General features: G+C 48.5%; 29 protein-coding genes. 28 read left to right on the forward strand and 1 reads right to left on the reverse strand.

Annotation, left to right across the window (positions count from 1 at the left end; translation table 11 throughout):
* Positions 1-53 precede the first annotated feature (53 nt).
* The 18 genes from ABDK11_RS13420 (at position 54) to ABDK11_RS13505 (ending at position 11,115) form a co-directional block, all read left to right on the forward strand.
* Positions 54-413 (forward strand): hypothetical protein, encoded by a 360-nt coding sequence (locus tag ABDK11_RS13420; RefSeq protein WP_346837021.1) that lies wholly within the window; start codon positions 54-56, stop codon positions 411-413.
* 45 nt (positions 414-458) lie between these two features.
* Entirely contained in the window at positions 459-1,748 is a 1,290-nt protein-coding gene (locus ABDK11_RS13425) for a ribonucleotide-diphosphate reductase subunit beta (protein ID WP_346837022.1), read from the forward strand.
* Between the two features lie 382 nt (positions 1,749-2,130).
* Positions 2,131-2,733, forward strand: a complete 603-nt coding sequence (locus ABDK11_RS13430) for a DUF3885 domain-containing protein (protein WP_346837023.1) — start codon at positions 2,131-2,133, stop codon at positions 2,731-2,733.
* Between the two features lie 490 nt (positions 2,734-3,223).
* Positions 3,224-3,484, forward strand: coding sequence for a hypothetical protein (locus ABDK11_RS13435; protein ID WP_346837024.1), 261 nt, complete (start codon positions 3,224-3,226; stop codon positions 3,482-3,484).
* A gap of 87 nt (positions 3,485-3,571) precedes the next feature.
* Positions 3,572-3,793, forward strand: coding sequence for a hypothetical protein (locus tag ABDK11_RS13440; RefSeq protein ID WP_346837025.1), 222 nt, complete (start codon positions 3,572-3,574; stop codon positions 3,791-3,793).
* Between the two features lie 533 nt (positions 3,794-4,326).
* On the forward strand, positions 4,327-4,644 hold the full coding sequence (locus tag ABDK11_RS13445; RefSeq protein WP_346837026.1) for a hypothetical protein: 318 nt from the start codon (positions 4,327-4,329) through the stop codon (positions 4,642-4,644).
* A gap of 134 nt (positions 4,645-4,778) precedes the next feature.
* Positions 4,779-5,174, forward strand: a complete 396-nt coding sequence (locus ABDK11_RS13450; protein ID WP_346837027.1) for a hypothetical protein — start codon at positions 4,779-4,781, stop codon at positions 5,172-5,174.
* A gap of 153 nt (positions 5,175-5,327) precedes the next feature.
* On the forward strand, positions 5,328-6,002 hold the full coding sequence (locus tag ABDK11_RS13455) for an alpha/beta hydrolase (RefSeq protein WP_346837028.1): 675 nt from the start codon (positions 5,328-5,330) through the stop codon (positions 6,000-6,002).
* A 125-nt stretch (positions 6,003-6,127) separates the two neighbouring features.
* The gene (locus tag ABDK11_RS13460; RefSeq protein WP_346837029.1) at positions 6,128-6,514 is read left to right on the forward strand and encodes a hypothetical protein; all 387 of its coding nucleotides are present in this window, start codon (positions 6,128-6,130) and stop codon (positions 6,512-6,514) included.
* A gap of 165 nt (positions 6,515-6,679) precedes the next feature.
* Positions 6,680-7,096, forward strand: a complete 417-nt coding sequence (locus ABDK11_RS13465; protein ID WP_346837030.1) for a hypothetical protein — start codon at positions 6,680-6,682, stop codon at positions 7,094-7,096.
* A gap of 78 nt (positions 7,097-7,174) precedes the next feature.
* Positions 7,175-7,510 (forward strand): hypothetical protein, encoded by a 336-nt coding sequence (locus tag ABDK11_RS13470; protein ID WP_346837031.1) that lies wholly within the window; start codon positions 7,175-7,177, stop codon positions 7,508-7,510.
* A gap of 109 nt (positions 7,511-7,619) precedes the next feature.
* Positions 7,620-7,832, forward strand: a complete 213-nt coding sequence (locus ABDK11_RS13475; RefSeq protein WP_346837032.1) for a hypothetical protein — start codon at positions 7,620-7,622, stop codon at positions 7,830-7,832.
* Positions 7,833-7,912: 80 nt separating this feature from the next.
* A complete protein-coding gene (locus ABDK11_RS13480; RefSeq protein ID WP_346837033.1) occupies positions 7,913-8,119 on the forward strand; it encodes a hypothetical protein in 207 nt (68 codons plus the stop codon).
* A gap of 614 nt (positions 8,120-8,733) precedes the next feature.
* Positions 8,734-9,030 (forward strand): hypothetical protein, encoded by a 297-nt coding sequence (locus tag ABDK11_RS13485; protein ID WP_346837034.1) that lies wholly within the window; start codon positions 8,734-8,736, stop codon positions 9,028-9,030.
* Positions 9,031-9,192: 162 nt separating this feature from the next.
* Positions 9,193-9,714 (forward strand): hypothetical protein, encoded by a 522-nt coding sequence (locus ABDK11_RS13490; RefSeq protein WP_346837035.1) that lies wholly within the window; start codon positions 9,193-9,195, stop codon positions 9,712-9,714.
* Positions 9,715-9,821: 107 nt separating this feature from the next.
* Positions 9,822-10,181 (forward strand): hypothetical protein, encoded by a 360-nt coding sequence (locus ABDK11_RS13495; RefSeq protein ID WP_346837036.1) that lies wholly within the window; start codon positions 9,822-9,824, stop codon positions 10,179-10,181.
* A gap of 135 nt (positions 10,182-10,316) precedes the next feature.
* Positions 10,317-10,670, forward strand: coding sequence for a hypothetical protein (locus ABDK11_RS13500; RefSeq protein ID WP_346837037.1), 354 nt, complete (start codon positions 10,317-10,319; stop codon positions 10,668-10,670).
* A 106-nt stretch (positions 10,671-10,776) separates the two neighbouring features.
* Positions 10,777-11,115 carry a hypothetical protein gene (locus ABDK11_RS13505; protein ID WP_346837038.1) on the forward strand — a complete coding sequence of 113 codons (339 nt, stop codon included), beginning with the start codon at positions 10,777-10,779 and terminating at the stop codon, positions 11,113-11,115.
* Here ABDK11_RS13505 and ABDK11_RS13510 read toward each other — a convergent pair.
* A complete protein-coding gene (locus ABDK11_RS13510; protein ID WP_346836609.1) occupies positions 11,077-12,045 on the reverse strand; it encodes an IS30 family transposase in 969 nt (322 codons plus the stop codon). The genes ABDK11_RS13505 and ABDK11_RS13510 overlap by 39 nt on opposite strands.
* A 379-nt stretch (positions 12,046-12,424) precedes the next feature.
* On the opposite strand from ABDK11_RS13510, the gene ABDK11_RS13515 reads away from it, so the two are divergent.
* The 10 genes from ABDK11_RS13515 (at position 12,425) to ABDK11_RS13560 (ending at position 20,901) form a co-directional block, all read left to right on the forward strand.
* Complete coding sequence (locus tag ABDK11_RS13515) at positions 12,425-12,805, forward strand: hypothetical protein (protein WP_346837039.1); 381 nt, start codon at positions 12,425-12,427, stop codon at positions 12,803-12,805.
* 610 nt (positions 12,806-13,415) lie between these two features.
* Positions 13,416-13,700: a hypothetical protein gene (locus ABDK11_RS13520; RefSeq protein ID WP_346837040.1), complete on the forward strand. Its 285-nt coding sequence runs from the start codon at positions 13,416-13,418 to the stop codon at positions 13,698-13,700.
* A 176-nt stretch (positions 13,701-13,876) separates the two neighbouring features.
* Positions 13,877-14,185 carry a hypothetical protein gene (locus ABDK11_RS13525; RefSeq protein WP_346837041.1) on the forward strand — a complete coding sequence of 103 codons (309 nt, stop codon included), beginning with the start codon at positions 13,877-13,879 and terminating at the stop codon, positions 14,183-14,185.
* Positions 14,186-15,120: 935 nt separating this feature from the next.
* Positions 15,121-15,795 (forward strand): hypothetical protein, encoded by a 675-nt coding sequence (locus tag ABDK11_RS13530; protein ID WP_346837042.1) that lies wholly within the window; start codon positions 15,121-15,123, stop codon positions 15,793-15,795.
* A gap of 387 nt (positions 15,796-16,182) precedes the next feature.
* The gene (locus tag ABDK11_RS13535) at positions 16,183-16,803 is read left to right on the forward strand and encodes a heme-binding protein (RefSeq protein WP_346837043.1); all 621 of its coding nucleotides are present in this window, start codon (positions 16,183-16,185) and stop codon (positions 16,801-16,803) included.
* A 400-nt stretch (positions 16,804-17,203) separates the two neighbouring features.
* Positions 17,204-17,728 carry an NlpC/P60 family protein gene (locus tag ABDK11_RS13540; RefSeq protein ID WP_346840203.1) on the forward strand — a complete coding sequence of 175 codons (525 nt, stop codon included), beginning with the start codon at positions 17,204-17,206 and terminating at the stop codon, positions 17,726-17,728.
* A gap of 102 nt (positions 17,729-17,830) precedes the next feature.
* Entirely contained in the window at positions 17,831-18,547 is a 717-nt protein-coding gene (locus ABDK11_RS13545) for an NYN domain-containing protein (protein WP_346837044.1), read from the forward strand.
* 126 nt (positions 18,548-18,673) lie between these two features.
* On the forward strand, positions 18,674-19,771 hold the full coding sequence (locus ABDK11_RS13550; RefSeq protein WP_346837045.1) for a serine hydrolase domain-containing protein: 1,098 nt from the start codon (positions 18,674-18,676) through the stop codon (positions 19,769-19,771).
* 107 nt (positions 19,772-19,878) lie between these two features.
* Positions 19,879-20,325: an SRPBCC domain-containing protein gene (locus tag ABDK11_RS13555; RefSeq protein WP_346837046.1), complete on the forward strand. Its 447-nt coding sequence runs from the start codon at positions 19,879-19,881 to the stop codon at positions 20,323-20,325.
* Between the two features lie 126 nt (positions 20,326-20,451).
* The gene (locus ABDK11_RS13560) at positions 20,452-20,901 is read left to right on the forward strand and encodes a hypothetical protein (protein WP_346837047.1); all 450 of its coding nucleotides are present in this window, start codon (positions 20,452-20,454) and stop codon (positions 20,899-20,901) included.
* The last annotated feature ends 86 nt before the right edge of the window (positions 20,902-20,987 follow it).

Here is a 20,987-nt window from a genome sequence, read left to right on the forward strand (position 1 = left end):
GCAGTGTCCTGCCTCACGGAGGCAAGGAAGGAAGCGGGCCGCGCAAGGCCCGCGTGAAAGAACTCTCGGGGGAGAGCGTCGCCACCGCAACAGTGGTCAAGACCATCCACAGCGACCCCGGTCCACCCCACCCCGCCGGCGCAAGCCGGCAGGTGGAAAAAAAGCCCGGACCGGGGTTCCGCTGTGATCCAGAATTCCCCGATTGCACAAAAAAAGAAAACAGAACAAGAACAAAAAGAAAACCAACGATTGATCTGGCGCAAAATTTCCGCGCCACACGGCGGGCACAATACCCGCGACAGAAATTGACCGCCGGCGCAGTAATTCCGGCACCCGCGGGGGAGTCACACGCAGTCATTTTCCCCGCTTCTGACCGCGCCAGGTATCACCGCGCAGAGTCGGAAAAAATTTGACGCACCATCGAACTCACCGAAAAAAGACGGATCAAAAGGCCTACTATGCTGAGCTGGGACGACATCGACAAACAGCCCCAACAACCGAAAAGAGCCTTCAGCGAGAACGCGAAGGAAACCGAACCGCGACCGGCGCCGGACACGCTGCAAAACGAAGTAGCTGAGCCGAGCCCCAACTACGCAGCACCCAGTGCTCCGGCGTCGCCAGCGGCCCAATCCCCCGCAGCCTCCGCGGACGCCGCTTCCGCCGTTGCCGCTGCACGGGCCGCCGTAGCCGACCTGGACCCCGCCCCGGGTCTGGAAGAACTGGAAATGGGTGCCGCGCGCATCGAAGTAGATGAGAAACGCATCATCAACTGCCGCGCCGACCTGAACCAGCTGGTACCGTTCAAGTACGACTGGGCCTGGCAGAAATACCTGGATGGCTGCGCCAACCACTGGATGCCGCAGGAAGTGAACATGAACAAGGACGTGTCCATGTGGAAAGACCCCGAGGGTCTGACCGAGGACGAGCGTCGCATCGTGGAATACTCCCTGGGCTACTTCTCCACTGCCGACTCCCTGGTAGCCAACAACCTGGTGCTGGCCATCTACCGCCACATCACCAACCCGGAGTGCCGCCAGTACATCCTGCGCCAGTCCTTCGAGGAAGCCATCCACACCCACGCCTACCAGTACTGTGTAGAGTCCCTGGGCATGGACGAAGGCGAAGTGTTCAACATGTACCGCGAAGTGCCCAGCGTCGCCAAGAAAGCCGCCTGGAGCCTCAAGCACACCCAGTCAATCGGCGATCCCAACTTCAAGACCGGCACCCCGGAGACCGACCAGGAACTGCTGCGCAACCTGATCGCCTTCTACGCGGTGACCGAGGGCATCTTCTTCTACTGCGGCTTCACCCAGATCCTGTCTATGGGCCGCCGCAACAAGATGACCGGCGTAGCCGAGCAGTTCCAGTACATCCTGCGCGACGAGTCCATGCACCTGAACTTCGGCATCGACGTGATCAACCAGATCAAGCTGGAAAACCCGCACCTGTGGACCGAAGCCTTCCAGCAGGAAGTGAGCCAGATGATCCTCGAAGGCATGGAACTGGAAGTGGCCTACGCCCGCGACACCATGCCCCGCGGCGTACTCGGCATGAACGCGAACATGATGGAGGAATACCTCCACTTCATCGCCAACCGCCGCCTCAGCCAGCTGGGCCTGAAAGAACAGTTCCCGGGCGCACAGAACCCCTTCCCCTGGATGTCCGAGATCATGGATCTGCGCAAGGAGAAGAACTTCTTCGAAACGCGGGTTATCGAATACCAGACTGGCGGTGCGCTGCAGTGGTAACACGATGAATACCGACAGGTAGCAAAAGGACAACTACAAAAAGTAGTCGCTCACAGGAAGAGAGGTATTGAAAGCGGGCGTTATGCCCGCTTTTTTTTGCACAAAAATACGGAAAACCTCCCAGATCACGAGACGCATCGTCTATACACCGACCAAAGAAACCCAAGTGATTGATTTCAAAAGGGTTTCCAAAAAGATCAAGCGACACTGACGACAACCTGATAATGAGATGCGTCGCGTTTCGCCCGGCGGCAGAGACCACCATAGAGTTGTAAGGCATTGAATATAAAGGTTTACTGAGATATTTAATGACGTGGGCTCTTTGGATAGACGACAAGTAGATAACAAGACGCGTCTTATTAATAAACTGTTAAAGAGCGCTATGGAATATCGCAAGAACATAGAAAGAGTCTTTGGAAACCATGCCTTCGACCATGCTCTTTTTTATCAGTACGAAAAGGCATTAAGGTTTGAACTCTCTGTATCTGGATCAGCTATAGAAATGTTTACTACCGCTTGGAGAAAGGCAGAAGCAATACTTTCTGACGTGCTTAGTGAGGACAACGATTTATATGCTTGCTGGAGCTTCTATGGGGCTAGGACATACTTGTCTTCGCTAAGTGTTTTTCGTGAGATTGCTGGATGTGGCATAAAAATTCCAAAACTAAACGAGAATTGGTGTGAAGTTGATGAGGATGATAGCGACTATTTTAGGCACTTCTTACTTTTCAAGATCTCTAGCTCGACTGCGAAGAGTTTACTTTGGGGCGCATTAGCCCAGGATCTTGGAATTCGTCCTAGAATTGTTGGCAAAGTCCACCTTGTTAATTTAGAAAGTCAAATACTTGTCCATCCTTATGATGATCGAGGAATGGATATCTACTCAACTGATGCCAAGTTGATGCAAAATCTGTTTGACCGGTTCAACAGCTACTTGCTTGATTACGATAGAGACATAATGGAGGGTGTCTATGGCACTCTTTAACAAGCGCAGTCACAGCGATGGTTTTTTCGTTACGGCTTCGCCTTCACTACAAAGCCACGCGTGCTGCGGGCGTTATAGAGGCGGGTTCACCGTTTAAAAGTGGCCCGTGGTTTAAGAAATTTTCGAGTGGTTTGGTAGCGGTCAACCGGTAGCTACGCAGAGAATTCCAAGCTCGGAAGTTTCGCTCCTAGTGCCTTCGCTCAGGTTCTAGGTATCGGCAATTCCAATGCAGTATTGTGGTTTGCCACTAAGAGAAAAATTGGTTGGGGGAAGCAAGGTATTCTTTCCTCGTTTATATCGGGCGGTGGCCCGCCAATCCGTGGCGGGCAAAGTGGAGGTAGGTCGTGCAGAGCGCGCCTGCTATAACTAGGCCAGGCAGGCACGCCCAGCCCCTTCGGGGCTCGGCTGGACGGCCTACGCGGCGCGCTTCGCACGCCAAACGCTCCGGCCGCCCCTGCTGGCAACGTTATGTGTTAGTGAGAAAGGGCGGATGATTGATCTGATCGATGGCGTTAAAGCGGGCGGTTGCGGACGGATATTGGTGAAGCATTTACTGCGTCTTATCTATGCCCTGATTTGTGCAGTGGTTTTAACTGGATTGGTTCGGTTTTTGCTCGGGAAGGAAGAGGTTGTCCCAATAAACGCAGAGTTCGCTGGTGCACTAGTGGCTTTAGTGTTGGTTCTTGTGATCGACTTCTTGCGAGCAGTCATAAAGAATGGAGAAAAATCGGGCCATAGCAATGCCACATAACAAGCGGCGGCAGGCAGACCAAATTTCCGCTCCTGCGTCGCTCCAATTTGCCTGCTGCGCCGGGCGTTATGTGAATATGGAGAAAATATGAGTATTGTCGAAGAGGGTCAACTCAAAGGCTCTTTTAAAGGATTCAAAAATAGAGAAACTGTATTTGAATTTTATGCAGGAAAAACGTGGAAGCAAAACGAATATAAGTACCATTATCACTATGCGTATATGCCCCGAGCAAAAGTAATAAACGAGGGAGGCAGGTACTATCTTGAGGTTGAAGGAACGAATGAAAAGGTAGAAGTAAAGCGTGTCTAGCTATCGAAATTCACATAACAAGTTTGTCAATGCCGCCTTCGGCTGGACCTCGCTGACGCTCGGCCCATTACAAAGGCGTTATAGAGGCGGATTCACCGTTTAAAAGTGGCCCGTGGTTTAAGAAATTTTCGAGTGGTTTGGTAGCGGTCAACCGGTAGCTACGCAGAGAATTCCAAGCTCGGAAGTTTCGCTCCTAGTGCCTTCGCTCAGGTTCTAGGTATCGGCAATCCCAATGCAGCATTGTGGTTTGCCACTAAGAGAAAAATTGGTTGGGGGAAGCAAGGTATTCTTTCCTTGTTTATATCGGGCGGTGGCCCGCCAATCCGTGGCGGGCAAAGTGGAGGTAAGTCGTGCAGAGCGCGCATGCTATAACTAGGCCAGGCAGGCACGCCCAGCCCCTTCGGGGCTCGGCTGGACGGCCTACGCGGCGCGCTTCGCACGCCAAACGCTCCGGCCGCCCCTGCTGGCAACGTTAGGCACTACTAGGAAGTACGGTCATTAAGCCAAATTATAAGAATTACTCTCTTAGAGAGTTGCGCGAGGCTCTCGATTCGATTGATCGTGAAAAATGGCCAGATCGCGTAAAAGAAATTGAAGCAATACTCAAAGAGCCAGCTTTGCTGTCAAAACTTGAGGCTAAAGAGCGCAGACAAAGAAAAGAGGAATCAAATTCCAGAGCTGAGCTGGAACGAGTAGGTTCTGGCATGATATTTATGTTAATGGCATTAATCTTATCGGTAAGTGGATATTTGGTAAGCCGTTATGGTGCTACTCACATTGATTCTCCGCTTATCAAGTGGGTTCTGGTAGTTGCGCTGGCCTGTGCAGGCTATAAGGTAATATCAAAGTAAAGTGCTATATATGCCTAACAAAGCGCTACAGGCCGACGGCCAACTTTGTGCACTTTATGCGCGGTCGCTGCGCTCCCATTTTTGCACATAAAGCGCCCAAAATTGGCCGCGGCTGAGCGCGGCGTTAAGCCAATATGACCAAGAAAAGCAGAATAATTGGGTTGGTATCTATAGTTCCTGGTACAGTCTGGGTGCTCTATCTGACAATCGCTCTGGGGTTGGTTGTTTTTAGTGAAGGAAAATTTGACCTAGGACCAAATCCGTACCAAACGGGATTTTTGCTTTTTGTACCCTGCTTAGCTCTATTACAGCTTTGGAGGCTTCTTTACAAAGAAACGCCACTGTCTGAAATTGGTGTGCTGGAAAAGGCAGTTTCAACGCTGGTGGGAGTGCCAGTGGTATTGTTAGGCGCAGGCATAGTGTTGGCTACGTTGTTTACATCTCCTGCAGCTGTTGTGCTTTATGGGTTGTTCGTATTGCCATTAATTATTTATGGAGCATGGTGCCTGTATGAGCTCTGGCTGGCTTAACAAACGCAAGCAGTATGCTCCGGCCCTGCGGGCCTCCGCGGGACGCCCAACGCTATGCACATTTTGTGCGGGTCGCTGCGCTCCCAGTTTCGCACAAAATGTGCATAGCATTGGTCGCCCCTGTTGCGGGCGTTACGTGATGGTAGCTAAACATTGAAAATTGTATTTCTACCAGGAATGGATGGGACGGGATTGCTTTTCAGTGAGCTAATTCTGAATATCCCAAGTGAGATAGACCGAGAAGTTATTTGCCTCAATGAAATACAGGGTGTGAGCTACCGAGAGCAAGCTGAGCAGATTGCCGAAAAAATTGGATTATCAAGCGTTGTGGTAGTCGCTGAATCATATTCCGGAAGAATTGCGTATGAATTATGCAATATCCTTGGCCGCAGAGTTTCAAAGGTAGTTTTTATAGCTAGCTTTGTTTCTTGCCCTGGAAGACTCGCAAAGCTTGCTGCGGTCCTGCCGAAGTATCTTCTTAAGCCTAATCTATTTCCAAATTGGCTTATGAAAATTCTATGTTTCGATGGCCGTGGTAATAGAGCTCTAATTGAGCATGTTCGCCATGCTATTGCACAAGTTGGTCCAAGAGCCTTAAAGCAGCGTTTATTGAACATGGCTGAACTTGATGAGCCAAAAGATCAACAGTCAACAATAGCTGCGTATATCCGGCCAACAAATGATCGCTTGGTTGCATATGATGCAATCAAAGTTTTGGGTAATATTTATCCCCAGTTAAGTATCGAATCTGTGGAAGGCGGGCATTTCATTGCTCAAACGGCCCCGGAATCATGTGCGAGAGTCATAGTCCGTGCCGCAACCACGTAACAAGGTGCTGCAGGGGACGTCTTACTCTGTGCACCTTTTGCGCAGTCGCTGCGCGCCTATTTTCGCGCAAAATGCGCATAGAGTAAGCCGTCCCTGAGCACGGCGTTATGTGTTCGAGTTACCAGGTGAAAGTAGATATTTTGGAAAAAATTCTAAAATCTTTGGTGCAAAAACAGCTTTTGAAGGGCGAGTTACCCTTTGTTGCTAGGATATACGCTGTGGGTGTGGTTGCGCTGCTGATGTTGGTAAACACCTGGTCAATTCTTCTTGTTGCTGAGGATTTTTTGGGCGGCAAATTTGTGGCAATAAATGACGTAATTTTCGGAGAGCGCGGGCATACTGTTCGAGCAATTTTTGGGTTTGCCTTTATATTTTTTTCATTAAACTACGGCTATAGGGACTCATTAAGTTCGGTAGAAATTTCAGATCAACCGCTAAGTTCAATGTATTTTTACATTTATGGGTTGGCCACGGTTGTAATAATTCTTGGAGCCATGCTGCTGTGGATATGAAAACACATAACAATCGCAGGCAGTATGCTACGGCCCTTCGGGCCTCCGCGGGACGCCCAACGCTATGCACATTTTGTGCGGGTCGCTACGCTCCCATTTTCGCACAAAATGTGCATAGCATTGGTCGCCCCTGCTGCGGGCGTTAATTTTAGGTAGTAATACGCAATGTATAAAAAAATTGTTGTCACCGCTTTCGTATTCTCAGCAGTGCTTGGCAGCTACTTTTTGGGGCAGTATCAAGGTGTAAAGAAGGGAGTTGATGTGGCTGCTGTTTTTGCCATATCTGGTCGATCTGCGGAGCAAGCGAACATGCTTGCCCTCATGTTGTCGATGTCTAGGCGCGGAGATCAAGAGAAAATGTATGAGTGGGGAGAAAAATTCCTTGTCCAGAATATAGAGACCCACAATATGATTCAAAATGAGCTTAAAGAAAAATCAGCATTCTTAAAAGGGTCAGACCCTTATAAAACATTAGATGCAATGGTTGATACTATACTCATGCCAAGCACCGACTACTACATGAAAACTTATATTGATAACAATGGCGGCGGAGATGCTAGCTCTGGGACCGCAAAAAATTAACAAGCGTAGGCACTGGGATAAATTTTCCGCTGCGCTGCAAATTTACCCGCGCTACGGACGTTATGAGTACAAAAGAGTATGACTAATATTTCAAACTGGATAGTTCTACCAACTATTCTTTTGGTCCTTTTTGGTTGCTCTTCTAATGACGCTGTTGTTGAGAAAGAACATGAGTGGCGAACTAAGCTTGAGCAGTTTCAGCCTATTGGAAAAACCAGAAAAGAACTTTTTGATTGGCAAAATAAAAATGGCGTGCAGTTAGATTCTTTTCCACATAAAAAAGGAATTATTCTCGAATCAATTGAAGGTGATGGGCTGGTATGTTCTAAGTGGAATATTTATCTAGCTATAGATGTAGATTCAAATGAAAAAATATCTAGCTATTCTGTTTCCAGTGCTGGAACATGCCTATGAAAAAAACTCATAACAAAGCCAGCCAGGTGGCCACAAAAAACGTGGCCAAGGACTTTTATTCCGCTGCGCTTCATAAAAGCCCCTGCTGGCGGCGTTAAGTGTCCAAACTATGAAAGCAACTATTTGCGCATTAATCGATAATCCGGGCGAGGTAGAACTAGTGGAAAGATGGTTTGAAGCTAATCGGAACGTATTGAGCTTTGTATCCGAACAAAATGCATGTGGTTGTTGTGTCATGGGTTGGGATATTGAAGGCCCAGACGAAATCGTTTCTACTCTTCCAAATCATATTTCAGCGAGCAGCGAATGGACATCGAGCTAAAAACACTTAACAAGCGCAGGCTGTCGGAACGCCTTTTCGCTCCTTCGTCGCTACAAGTCGTCCGCAGCTGCGGGCGTTAAATGGCAAGCATGAATATAGATTTCTACAAGCTCTATGCGGGTGATTTGGTCACCTTCCATTCGACATTCGAAGAAGCAAAGGAGGCGGCAAAGAAGTATATGCCTGATGAAAGCTATCTTCGAATTGAGATACTAAAAGAGATAGGTCCCCAAGAAGCCGATTGGTGGGCTTATGAATACGAAAGTAATAAATGGAATCCATCATGAACCTGAGAGTCTGGAACCATTTAACAAGCGCATGTTGTCGCCCATTGCGGGGCTGGGACCCCGTTCCGCTGCGCTTCACTACGGCCCCAAATGCGGGCGTTAGCGTTTAAGCATGAAAAGATACGGATATAAGTTTACAACTGATGATGGCGGCCTCTCTGAATATAGCGGGGTAAGGCTCTTCATCGGAATGAGTACATTTTTCGCAATCATATCTAGCGTAATTTTTTCTGCCCGCAGTCACTTGGTGGTCTATATACTTACGCTTTTCGTATATTGGATCGCAGGATTTATGCCCGTTATTTTCCCCAAGATGAAGGCATATACAATAATTTTTACATCTTTATTGTTCAGTTTGTTTTTTTGGGTAGACCCACAGAAAGCTTTTGTTATTACTGAATATAGAAATATGGAATGGGTTCATATCGTAGACTATTCGGGTAAAATCGTATATTTAATCTTCAATGGGTTGGTGCTTTTCGTTGCCGGCTGGTCAATGTGGCGACCCACACGCTAACAAGCGGCTGTTGTCGCGCCTTCGGCGCTGGGACGGCCTTTCCGCTGCTTCGCAGCTCCAAGTCCACCCCAAAGCCGGGCGTTATACGTAAATCAGAATGCACGAATATCACAAGATAAAAAGTAATATTGCAGGCCTGCTCTTAGAGTCGGGCTACTCAGAAGATAAGCCTGACACAGAGATAGGCTATTGTGGCTCTATGCATTGCATTTACGCTTCAGGCGAAAAGCGTTTCATGATTCAGTGGGATGGTGAGGAAGGTTTTGGCTCCGTTGAGTCTTGGCAAGGTGACAATACTTGGGTAATGCTCGAGCCAATTGTTCCCGAAGGCACAGAGCAAGATTTCAATAATAATCTTACGGCTTTATGTCAAGTAGTTCTGGCACAGTTGTGAGCAAACGTATAACAATGCCAGGCAGTAAGGCTCCGGGCCTTCGGCCCTTCGCGGGACAGCTTACCTTGTGCACGTTTTGCGAGGGTCGCTGCGCTTCCATTTTCGCGCAAAACGCGCACAAGGTAAGCTGCCGCTGCTGGCGGCGTTAGGCTACAGAAAACTATGCGTATTAAAATAATATCAATAATAATGCTGCTATCATTTCCCGTATGCTCTCAGGAAATAAGGGAGAGAATCATTGATGTTCAAAATATTTATTTCATGGTTTATTCTGGTGATAGATATAAAGAGATTTTTCGAACACCGGAAAATAGTTCTATATATGGCTATGGATTAATCACCAACGACAAAGCAGTATTTGCATACCAAGATCCTGAGCGTGCAGCAGCTATTGCAATTCTTGATGTCATAGACATAGATTCCGGCAAAAAGATACATTCTGCCAGAATTGTGGATGCCGGTGAGACTTCATTCGATTTCTCGATAGATGCAGAAAAGGGCGTCTTTAATGACTCCGAAGGTTTAAGTACTGTTCAGCTTGGAGAAAGTGGTTTAATAATTAAACCCATTGCTGAAATTAAGGAGGCCTATCCATATGCTCCATTCTGGATTGATGCTCAGACTATTGGTTACTCATTTTTTGCAGATGACAAGCAAACCTTTGGATTGGTTAATATACAGTAAAGCCTGACAAGCGGCTGTTATCGCCCCTTCGGGGCAGGGACGGCCTTTCCGCTGCTAGGCAGCCCCAAGTCCACCCCAAAGCCGGGCGTTAGGCAGTCTTAGGAAGTATGGTCATTAAGCCAAATTATAAAAATTACTCCCTCAGAGAGTTACGCGAGGCTCTCGATTCGATTGATCGCGAAAAATGGCCAGATCGCGTAAAGGAAATTGAAGCAATACTCAAAGAACCTGCTTCACTTTCAAAACTTAAAGCAAAAGAGAGAAAGCAAAGAAAATTAGAATCAGATTCCAATATCGAGCTTCAACTAGTAGTTGTCGGCACCGTATTTTTAGTAATGGCGCTTATCCTATCAGTAAGCGGTGATTTGGTAGGTCGTTTTGGTGTTATTCACATTGATTCTCCGCTTATCAAGTGGGTCGTAGTAGCTGGACTTACCTATTTAGGTTATAAGACAATATCAAAATAAATTGCCTGGTATGCCTAACAATGCAATGCAGCCGACGTCTTACTTTGTGCACATTTTGCACGGTCGCTGCGCTCCCATTTTTGAGTAAAAAACACACAAATTAAGCCGCGGCTGATTGTGGCGTTAGAAGGCCTTATGAAATTAATAACTGCAATCTCAATGTCATTGGTATCGCTATCAGCTGTTGCGAATAGCTGTGATGATGTTGTTCGAGTAGATAGCGTAGATAACGTTATCTATGTCGTTTGCCCAAGCCTGCCATCAATGAATAAGGAGGATTTGGCTCAAGCCACTTATAAAATAATAATTCAGAAAAACTTTAATACAGATGTTGGTTTCATCATCAACTTTATTTACTCTAAAAAAGAATTGGATCGCGTTGGCCTCACAAGTAAAAACCATCTTGGTGAGTATTTTTCGGATAGCAATAATTTCATTCTATGGCCAAAAGACAAATCTAAAAGAAACGAGGTGCAGTTGAGAATTTAGTACTGCCTGCTAACAAGCGGCTGTTGTCGCGCCTGTGGCGCTGGGACGGCCATTCCTCCGCTTCGCGGTTCCAAGGCCGCCCCAAAGCTGGACGTTAGTTGAAAAAATGATCGAAGCTCAAAGAACAATAAAAGAGTTTGTAGATTACGTCTTGTTAGGAAAGACGACTGTTTCAGATCTGAGTGAGCTTGCAACTCACCTAGACAAGCTGACCTACTCTATAAATCACGTAAATTACGAGTTTGATGAAACTGATTATCCTGATGCACCGGATAGAAATTATGCAGAATCTAGAGCTACCGTAGAGAAGCGGTTTCCTGAGCTCGGCTATTACAATGTAGTAGAAGATATTTCTGAAAATATAGAAAGTACTAAAGCGCGGTTTCAAGTAATAACTGCAATTTCTTCATGCAGCGAGCAAATCGTCCCGCCGCCCCATAAATAGCTCATTTGGCGATCGTCCACCCCTGGTCGCTCTTGGTCTGCTGTTCAGGCGGTCCATGACAAACTGAACCTGCTCATCCGATACCGTACTGAAGTCCGTTCCCTTCGGGAAATATTGCCGAATAAGACCATTGGTATTTTCATTGATTCCACGCTCCCATGATGCATAGGGATGGGCAAAGTAAATATCCGCCTCCAGTCCTTTCGCGATCTCTTCATGACCGGCAAACTCAAGGCCATTGTCGAACGTGATTGTTTTGACTTTCTCCTTAAGGTGTACCATATGCGCAACCGCTGCAGCGGCGAGCAAGTCGGCTCTCTTGCCCGTCAGCAACACAATGACCGTATACAGCGATTTGCGCTCTACCAGGGTCAATAGCGCACCTTTGCGGCCTTTGCCGATGACTGTATCGCCTTCCCAGTCGCCAATTCGGTTACCCAGGTCAACAACCTCAGGGCGTTCATCAATACTCACTCTGTTCTTGATCTTGCCGCGTTGATCGTTGCTGCCGTAACGCTTGCGGTAGGGCTTTGACGCTACTCGCAGATGCGTATACAAATCGCCGCCATGAGCCTTGTCGGCATAGATCAGCTGATAAATTGTCTCATGATGTAAGGAAATACCCGTACACCGTTTCAGATAATCTGCTACCTGCTGCGGGCTTAACTCCTGCCGGAGCAGCGTTTCAATCTGATCACGTACCTCGTCCGTCACCTTCCGAGCCTTGTGGGCCCCATACCGTCTAACATTCGACAGCTTTTGAGCTTGCCCGGGCCGGTACCCTCGTAGCCCTTTGTTGCGACGCAGCTCTCGACAGATCGTAGAGGGATGCCTTTCCAGAAGTTCGGCAATCTCTATTTGCGAGTGCCCGGCTTTCTTCAGACTATAAATCTGGTATCGTTCGTTCTCGGTCAGCTGGTTGTAGCTCATCAGTGCTTTTCTCTTGGCGGGGAGAAGCGCCGACTCTACCAGCTGGCCTCTCTCTTACCAATTGCACTTATTATCCGAAACCGCGAAGTTCTTGTTGGTGATTCCATTGATGATCTTGTGGACATAGCCGGTGACCTCCAGAACGTTTTATGGTATTTCGAGAATACGTCAGCTGATGATGCGCTTTGGCACTTCAGAAATGGCTATATAAGCCACTGGGGGCGTCATCTTAGGTATCTTCAGCTTTATCTCCACGACAAGCTATGGTAGCAACTAACAAGGTAGTAAACTTCGCGCGCGTAGGGCGCGCGCCGGACGGCCTAGGCTGCGCTTCGGCCGCCGGTTATTACAACGTAATGTTGCTAGGAGAAAACGTGTAGTGAAGTCATACTTTCCTTTATTTTTTTTATTTTTCGCAATTTCTGTTAATAGTGCTGAGCTAACATCAGAGGCAACTAAAGAACTTAAAAATATTGAATGGGAAAATCTTTCCATAATAGATCGAATCACCTATAAGCCAAATTTTTTTCATGATTATGAAATCGTAGAATGGGGATGTGGATCTCCTTGTACGCAATCAGTCATAATCAATTTAAAAACAGGCGAACTTGTAAGTTTCATCGACTCTTGTTATGGGTTAAACTTTTCCATTGAAAGTAGCATAATAAAATTTGAAAACATTCCAGATGACCCGGTTAATTTTTGTAGAAATGAAAAAGTTCTAAAGCTTGTTGCAAGTAAATTAATAGACGCAACATAACAAGCTAATGAACTTCGCGCGCGAACGACGCGCGCCAGACAGCCTTCGCTGTGCTTCGGCTGCCGGTTATTAGAACGTTATGTGTAAGAACTAATGAAGGGATATGCGGAAAAAATAAGTGATGTATTTTTCATCACGCTAGTAGCGACATTCGCTTTCTATTTGGCTTCGGGTCTATTTGGGGTAGTCCACTTGAGCCGAGATATGGGGCACTTAATTCTAGTCGCTGTCGTGGTCATGCTTCCCATATCATTAGTCTTCTTTGGGGTGGTAAGCTGGTTCAATGGCGCCAAGCGGCATTTTCATTACCTGCAAGTGTCGGCAACTCTAAACCTTGCAATGGCGGCAATAATCTACCTGGTAATGAACAGTGGGATATAGGCAAGAAACACATAACAATCACAGGCAGTTTGCGCCGGCCCCTGGCGGGTCCACTGCGGGACGGCCTACGCTACGCTTCGGCCGCCCCTGCTGTGGGCGTTACGTTTACTAGGGACATATGCTCGTTAATATTTCCAGCTACAGCTTGCCCTATGAAGCGCATATTGCTAAGTCTCGTCTAGACTCCGAGTGCATACCTGCTTTCATAGCAGATGAGCATACAATCAATATGCAGTGGCTCTACTCCTATGCTCTTGGTGGGGTAAAACTTCAGGTTCCTGGGCTGTATGCGGAAGCTGCGCTTAAAGTTCTTAATGAGAACCGCGAAGAGGCTTTGGTAGAGGATCAAGGAGTAGATCAAAACGCGTGTCCGTTTTGCGGAAGCGAGGACACAGAGTTTTATCAACTTGGGCGTCGCTGGGCGTTCTTGGTTTTTATTGGCATACAATTTCCACTTTTTCCAGTTCGGGATGGTATAAAGTGCAAAGAATGTGGGAAAGTCTCAAAAACGTAACAAAGCGTAGCACTACACCGCCAAAAAACGGCGGTGGAACGCTCGTAAACTCGCGCCCGTGTACGCGGCGTTAACTGAATATAGGTGCGATGTACCAGGAAGGTAAAATAGTAATCTCTCAGTGCGGAAGCTGCCATACAACCTTTCCCGTTTTCATCTTTGTGGCGGATACGGACATGGTTACTGTCGGTTGTATTGCTCTTACAGCATCTGGAAACCGTGTGCTTCTTACTGAGCAAATGCCTGAAGAGTCCGTCTCAGAGTTAGAAGAAAGAGTTGGCGAGGGGTTCAAGTCGGTTCCTGTCCGCTATATTGAGCACCCGGTTGATCCAGGCCTTTCCTTTCAAGAATTTCGCAAGCTCTACAAGGCACCAGAACCCATATATTCATGTATCTCGTGTGGTGGTGACTCGAGGGTTATAGAGAAGAAAACCAAAGAAGAGTTTCTAACCGATGGCACCATTGAAGTCCGAGAAATTAGTTAACAAGGCGCTGTTGTCGCCGCTATCGCGGCTGGGACGGCTTACGCTCCGCTCCTGCCGCCCCAAAGCTTGGCGTTAGGCAACTAAACAAACGTGTCATGGAGGGCCACAAAAATTGCATCCACTGATATTGCCAATGACGGCGCATATTGCACTCACGTCATTCCTTTACGTACTTTTAACCATCGCACGCGCGCCTAAAATCTGGGGCATAGGGAAAAACCCAGACGGAACCAATCCCTGGAAAACAGTAGAGCCACGTATCAGCGCCAATTTGTCCAACCAATTCGAATGGCCCGTATTTTTTTATGCAGCATGCTTGTTGTTGATACAGCAACAATCTCTAACATCAAACGCAATCTGGCTAGCTTGGGCTTTCGTTTTGGGGCGCATAGCGCATACTTACGTACAAATATGCACAACAAATGTACGCCTCCGCGGTTTAATTTTTACAATTAACTTCCTTGCCACTCTTGGCTTGTGGCTATTGGTAGCAACTTATTTTCAACCGGGCACCGCAGCGTAACAATGCGCTCAAATATCGATCACTACGCTCACTGGACAGTGAAGAGCTACGCTTTTGCCTGTCCGTTAGCTGAATCGTTATTCCTCGAATACAGCTGCTGGGATTTAAATTGAAAAAGATGTTGACTTATGCTGTCACGTTGCTCGTTGTACTCTTCGCATATTTCCTTACACTTTCGGTGTTCTAGAGTCATGGATTCCCTACTACTATGAGCATTACCTCTCATACTTTTTTCTGGCCGGTCTAGCACTAAATGTGCTGCTACCATTAGCTATTGCTACCGCTTCCGCACCTAAAAACAACAGGAGCTACGTCTCTAAATACGTCAGTTCTGGCGCAGAAGTTAATTTGGCCGTAATATTCTTATCTTTATTGATTTTTGGTTACATGATTTCCACTGGGATATCTATCAATGAACCCGGCGCTTATCAGGTGGACCCAGAAAATAAGTAGTCATAACAAATCAAGCAGGATCCCTGAACCTCCGCTCCTCAGCGAGCGTAATATTCTCAAAAAGGATGAAACAATGAGAAAAATAGCACTATTTATTATTTTAATTGCCCTTCAGGCTTGTGCATCAAGATTACCTGTAAGCGAGGATCAAGCTAAAATTTTACAGCAGCTTTCTGATACTAAAGCGAATAAAATCATAGAACAAATAATATCAAGGAACGATGAGCAATCTGGACTTTTTGCTTCAAATGGAAGCCCGTTTCAATCAGACCCCAAAATAATAAAATTCGAAGATGGAGTAGTAGTTTACGCAGACTACGAGGAACATGTGAACGGGATCAAGACAAGCGGTTCCGCATATAGCGCATCAGGTGTCGGCGTAAACATCAGCTACGACCATACCATGGAAGAATTCAAAATAGATCTCAGGAAAATTAAAACTATCGCCATAGTAAGCCCCTGGGCGCTTGATCAACGCTTTATTAACTCTACGGATGGAGTTCAGCTTGGACTACTTGAGGAAAATGGAAATTTCGTCAACCTGGATATTAAAAAAGAGTATTTCGACGAGGCAATTGCCGCTATAAAATACTACAGTCCAGAGGCAGAAATAAAGAGTGGAAGCGGCTTGTAAGTTTAGTAAATCCCGTTATAGGACGACCTATACCAAGCCCCCTTATGGGTCTCTCTATGCTTGAATCTTATCTGACATCAAATGTAAATATTGGTGGAGACCTGATCTCAGTACTCGCCTAAATACTGTAAAGAAAACCCCGGAAATACCAGAAGAAACGGGATTACGTCTGTGAATACAGGTCGCCCTTTTCAATAGAAGGGATAAGATCAACATTTTGGCATTGAACACCCAGTGGAAAACTATGCCAAAACTTTGATCTGCCTCATTTGTATATAATCACTTCCAAGCGATATTTGAACGCGGTCAAGCCACTAAAATACCGCGTACTTGCCAACCTCTATACTCTTGAAAGAATTATCTGGCGTAACACGGTTGAACATTCTAATGCCTAGACGCATCCTGGGGTTTTTACTGACAATTCTGGCGGGTTATGCGATGGCGATTGAAGAACCGCAATACTCAGTGACCGAGCAATCCGCTCCTTTTGAGCTGCGTACCTACCGGCCCAGAATCGTCGCGGAAGTGGTCGTGGCCGGGTCGATGGACGAGGCGTCAAGCCGGGGGTTTCGATTGCTGGCCAACTATATTTTTGGCAATAACACTGCGGGCGGGGGCGGCAGCCAAAAAATCCAGATGACCGCGCCGGTCGGCATAGAGCCGCACTCGGAGAAGATCAGCATGACGGCGCCGGTCAGCATGAAGGAGAGCGGCGGGCGCTGGCAGGTTTCGTTTGTAATGCCCAGCCACTACACGTTGGAGACCCTGCCACACCCCAATAACGCCGCAGTAACGCTGCGCCAAATCCCGGAAACCCGTTATGCGGTTATCCGTTTCTCCGGGCTTACCGGCGCCAACAAGGTCGCGCAAAAGACGGCGGACCTCAGGGCCTGGCTGAAGGAGAAAGGCCTGGAGGTGGTCGGAGAACCGGAGCTGGCGCGCTATAACCCGCCGTGGACGCTGCCTTTTTTGCGCAGAAACGAAATCCTGCTGGAATACCGGCAGTAATCAATTTCCACTCGGCGGATAGCACCCTGCCCAATCCATCGGCACACATCGCAACAGCAGCATATCGCCCGCCTTAGCCACAGCTGTCTGCGGTGCAGGCCATCTGCCAGTCGCGCGCCAGGACAAGTTCTTCTGAAGTGTTGAGCGCCTGTGCGCACCAGCATCAGCCTCAAATCCACTTCTCGTCGCGCAATACCATCGGATAGATCATTTTTTAGCCAAATCCGGAGTTCAGCGCACATTCAGCTTGAGCGGGTACTATTGTGCTAACACCCGATTCAGCCGCCTGTCGCGGGCGGTGTCTGCCGTGATCGCCCTGATGTCACCGATGAAAAGAAGACTGTTACTCCACCGTCTATTGCCCTCTCTATTCGCGATCACCACATTGGCCGGGTGTAGCATGGCGCCGTATCAACATTCGCCCGATGATACTGCCCGCGCCTCACAAGATCCCACACACGCCAATCAGCCCTCCCACGACCAGCAAGCCCCCCGCTCCCAGCCGTCACCCTCCCCTTCTGAGTTGCTCAAGGCGAGCCTGTACAAGCAGTATCGGGCGTGGAAGGGTATCCCGTATCGATACGGTGGCATGAGCAAGCGCGGTGTCGACTGTTCAGCACTGGTCTATCTGATCTACCGCGACGATATGGGTATCCAGCTTCCCCGCACCACCAAATACCAGGCAAGCGCCGGAAAGGCCATCAAACGCAGTCAGCTGCGCCCGGGAGACCTGGTCTTTTTCAAAACCGACCGTCGCGGCCGACATGTGGGGATTTACCTTGAGGATGGCAAGTTTCTGCACGCTTCCGCGTCCAAAGGTGTCACCATTTCCCAGATGACGGATTACTACTGGAAGAGCCGCTACTGGCGCGCGCGCCGGGTGGATTTTGATGTAGACTCCACGCACAAGCAGGCCGTTGACTGATAAGCCACAGATCAACATTTTGGCATCGAACCAGTCAAATGGATCATGATCAGAACTTTTATCTAAGCCCGGCCATCTATCCGCTAAACCCAGGGATGCAAGATGGATGAAATAAAACAGAAGATTGCACTCTTTATCGATGCCGATAATGCCCCGGCGGGCAAGTTCGAGGATGTCCTGAGCGAGGTGGCCAAATACGGGGTGGTTACCATTCGCAAAGCTTATGGCAACTGGAAGTCACCGACTCTCAGGAGCTGGGAGGAGCTACTGCACGAGCACGCCATTCAGCCAGTGCAGCAATACGACCTGACCAAGGGCAAGAATGCCTCCGATATCGCCTTGGTGATTGATGCAATGGATGTGATGTACACCAAGGACATTGACGTAATGTGCTTCATATCATCGGACTGTGACTTCACCCCGATGGTGACCAGGGCCCTGGCAGAGGGCAAGGTGGTACTCGGCTTTGGCGAGCGCAAGACACCCATGCCCTTCGTGAATGCCTGCTCCAAGTTCCTCTTCCTTGACCAGTCCGAGGTGGAGAAGGAGAAGAGCGGTGAAAAACGCAAGAACATCAAGTCCGATGCCAAACTTATCACCCTGCTGCGGCAGGCCATCGAGGCCACTGAGGACGATGACGGCTGGGCCGAACTCGGCGCGGTCGGCTCCAATATCTCCAACAGGACGTCATTCGACTGCCGCAACTACGGCTTCAAAAACCTGAGCAGCCTGTTCCGGGCCGTCGACCTGTTCGAATTGAAGCGCGGGCAGGGCAAGTCCTACCTGGTCAGGGATACCCGGAGAAACAAGAAGAATTGATCCTGTCGCAGCCGCAGTACCGGAAGTTGCGATACCGTGAATAATGCACTCGGACCAGCATTTTGGCATCATATCAAGCCAAGAAATACGTCTAGAGAGTAACGTTCCTTTATATCCGGAGAAAAAATGAAAATAAATATCCGAAAAATTCCCTCGCTACTTTTATTTATATTACTTCTACTGGCCAATATGGATGTAGCGGCACAGGATAACGCAGCCCAAGGTATCGACTGGCAGACCCAGGCAGACCGCTATTTAAAACACCTGGTCGACGAGGGCAACTTTAGCGGATCTGTCCTGCTGGCCCAAAATGGCGAGATCCAGATGGCCAGGAGCTATGGCTACGCCAATCGGGAATATGATATCCCCAATACGCCCGACACCAAATTCCGCATCGGCTCGCTGACCAAGCAGTTTACTGCCGCACTGATACTGGCGCTCGAGGAACAGGGCAAGCTCAGCACCGATGACTACATTTCACAGTATCTGCCCAATGCGCCCAAAGCATGGAACAAGATCAAGATTGCGCATTTATTGAGCCATACATCGGGTATCCCCAACTTTGTCGCCTTCAAAGACAATCTGCACTACGAGCGCCTGCCCAGTACCGTCGAACAGACGGTCGCCCGCTTTGCGGACAAGAAGCTGAGCTTCGAGCCGGGCACGCAGTTCGAATACAGCAATTCAGGCTTTGTGCTGGCGGGCTATATCGCGGAACAAGTCACTGGCAGGCGCTACGAAGACCTGCTTGAAGACCTGATCCTGAAGAAAGCCGGCATGCAGGATACCGGCTATGATCACCCCCGCACCATTCTCAGCAAGCGCGCCTCCGGCTACTCGAAAGATGGCGACACGCTGGTCAATGCGATCCATTTTGAGATGGACACGCCCTATTCTGCCGGGGCCCTGTATTCTACGGTCTATGATTTGTTCAAATGGGATCAGGCTCTGCGCTCGGGCGCGGTGATATCCAGGGCCTCATTGAAGAAAATGGAGACGCCCTATTTCGGTAACTACGGATTTGGCGTGGATACCAAAGAAGGACAGGTATTCCACAGCGGCACCATAAGCGGCTTTAAAGCCTTTATGCGCAGATTCCCCAACTCGGAGTCTTGTGTTGTGGTTTTGAGTAATTACCAGTTTTCTGATCCGGAAAAAATCAGCCAGAATCTATCTGACTTACTGTTCTCCAGAAATACTGGGGTGATGAGTTCAAAATTGTAAGATAAATGAAGCGCACCCGCTTTAATAGACAGCCGCCGCGCCCTGCTAGTCAACCACTTTAATAGACAGTATGCGGCGCTTAACTCACGGACACCGGGGCTACGGTCATGACTGAAGATAGAACACTGCGCACTTCACGAACCCTGCCATTCTCATCCAGGGAGATATATGGCGCATTTGCATCGGCCGACTTATTGGCATCCTGGTGGGGGCCAGCAGGATTCTCCAACACATTTGAAGTTTTCGAGTTTACTGCAGGCGGCCGCTGGAAGTTCGTGATGCACGGGCCTGACGGCAATGACTATGCCAATGAAAGCGTCTTTGAAGAACTGGTGCCTGATTCCAGAATTGTCATCCATCACGATTGCCCACCAAACTTCACGCTCACTATTGAGCTTACTCCTGACGGCGAGGGAACCCACTTGACCTGGGAGCAGGTTTTTGATGATGCCCAAACGGCGCAAGCGGTAAAACAGAGGGCAGGATCCGCCAACGAGCAAAACCTTGACCGTCTGGCAGCGGTGCTCAGGCAAGCCACCCATCATGGAGAATAGGCAAACAGAAACGATTCCCGGCCATAGGCCAGGAGCTACGGGTACGCACAGGTAGGCCCGCAACCATTCGTCCGCAGCGATGGCTCAACATCACTATCGAAAACTGAACAACAATAAGGATTTCCAATGTTTGCATTACGGCGGTTCTGGAAGTGGGGCTGGAGCCCCAGCCCAAAAACCCATTTGGCTATCGCCCTGGCCATGACCTTAGTTGCGCTCACATTATTTCTGGTTGCATTCTCCTACTCTTACAGGCAGGTCACCCAGAATCCCATTGTAGATGGTATCGTGGTAAAGAGTGTTAGCGGGGCCAGCGGTGTGCATACCCCCATCATTGAGTACAGGTCACCCGGAAAACAGACCAAGCGCTTTATGTCCAGGCTTTCGACAAGGCCCCAGACCTATTTCGTCGGGGACCATGTAAACGTTATCCTGGTGGGGGCTGGTTTAGAACCAAAGGTCAAAAATTTTTTTAACGTTTACGGGTTAAGTGCCTTTTTCCTGCTGTTTTCTGCAATCTGCGCTCTCGGGTCTATCACAATCTACTTTACCCGGGTGAAACCGAAGCGTGGATGACGGGCACAGGCGCTAATACTCTCGCCCGGTCGTGTCTAAAGGGCGGTTTATACCCTTTACATCCCGCGTATTAAGAACACATACCT

Source organism: Microbulbifer sp. SAOS-129_SWC (assembly GCF_039696035.1).
GTDB lineage: Bacteria > Pseudomonadota > Gammaproteobacteria > Pseudomonadales > Cellvibrionaceae > Microbulbifer.

Coding starts and splice junctions, on each gene's coding strand:
- ABDK11_RS13475 (WP_346837032.1), top strand. CDS start 7,620: ATGAAAGCAACTATTTGCGCATTAATCGATAATCCGGGCGAGGTAGAA.
- ABDK11_RS13495 (WP_346837036.1), top strand. CDS start 9,822: ATGGTCATTAAGCCAAATTATAAAAATTACTCCCTCAGAGAGTTACGC.
- ABDK11_RS13440 (WP_346837025.1), top strand. CDS start 3,572: ATGAGTATTGTCGAAGAGGGTCAACTCAAAGGCTCTTTTAAAGGATTC.
- ABDK11_RS13450 (WP_346837027.1), top strand. CDS start 4,779: ATGACCAAGAAAAGCAGAATAATTGGGTTGGTATCTATAGTTCCTGGT.
- ABDK11_RS13505 (WP_346837038.1), top strand. CDS start 10,777: ATGATCGAAGCTCAAAGAACAATAAAAGAGTTTGTAGATTACGTCTTG.
- ABDK11_RS13545 (WP_346837044.1), top strand. CDS start 17,831: ATGGATGAAATAAAACAGAAGATTGCACTCTTTATCGATGCCGATAAT.
- ABDK11_RS13560 (WP_346837047.1), top strand. CDS start 20,452: ATGTTTGCATTACGGCGGTTCTGGAAGTGGGGCTGGAGCCCCAGCCCA.
- ABDK11_RS13435 (WP_346837024.1), top strand. CDS start 3,224: ATGATTGATCTGATCGATGGCGTTAAAGCGGGCGGTTGCGGACGGATA.
- ABDK11_RS13490 (WP_346837035.1), top strand. CDS start 9,193: ATGCGTATTAAAATAATATCAATAATAATGCTGCTATCATTTCCCGTA.
- ABDK11_RS13425 (WP_346837022.1), top strand. CDS start 459: ATGCTGAGCTGGGACGACATCGACAAACAGCCCCAACAACCGAAAAGA.
- ABDK11_RS13510 (WP_346836609.1), bottom strand. CDS start 12,045: ATGAGCTACAACCAGCTGACCGAGAACGAACGATACCAGATTTATAGT.
- ABDK11_RS13535 (WP_346837043.1), top strand. CDS start 16,183: ATGCCTAGACGCATCCTGGGGTTTTTACTGACAATTCTGGCGGGTTAT.
- ABDK11_RS13555 (WP_346837046.1), top strand. CDS start 19,879: ATGACTGAAGATAGAACACTGCGCACTTCACGAACCCTGCCATTCTCA.
- ABDK11_RS13525 (WP_346837041.1), top strand. CDS start 13,877: ATGGTTACTGTCGGTTGTATTGCTCTTACAGCATCTGGAAACCGTGTG.
- ABDK11_RS13550 (WP_346837045.1), top strand. CDS start 18,674: ATGAAAATAAATATCCGAAAAATTCCCTCGCTACTTTTATTTATATTA.
- ABDK11_RS13430 (WP_346837023.1), top strand. CDS start 2,131: ATGGAATATCGCAAGAACATAGAAAGAGTCTTTGGAAACCATGCCTTC.
- ABDK11_RS13465 (WP_346837030.1), top strand. CDS start 6,680: ATGTATAAAAAAATTGTTGTCACCGCTTTCGTATTCTCAGCAGTGCTT.
- ABDK11_RS13540 (WP_346840203.1), top strand. CDS start 17,204: ATGGCGCCGTATCAACATTCGCCCGATGATACTGCCCGCGCCTCACAA.
- ABDK11_RS13530 (WP_346837042.1), top strand. CDS start 15,121: ATGAACCCGGCGCTTATCAGGTGGACCCAGAAAATAAGTAGTCATAAC.
- ABDK11_RS13470 (WP_346837031.1), top strand. CDS start 7,175: ATGACTAATATTTCAAACTGGATAGTTCTACCAACTATTCTTTTGGTC.
- ABDK11_RS13485 (WP_346837034.1), top strand. CDS start 8,734: ATGCACGAATATCACAAGATAAAAAGTAATATTGCAGGCCTGCTCTTA.
- ABDK11_RS13520 (WP_346837040.1), top strand. CDS start 13,416: ATGCAGTGGCTCTACTCCTATGCTCTTGGTGGGGTAAAACTTCAGGTT.
- ABDK11_RS13500 (WP_346837037.1), top strand. CDS start 10,317: ATGAAATTAATAACTGCAATCTCAATGTCATTGGTATCGCTATCAGCT.
- ABDK11_RS13480 (WP_346837033.1), top strand. CDS start 7,913: ATGGCAAGCATGAATATAGATTTCTACAAGCTCTATGCGGGTGATTTG.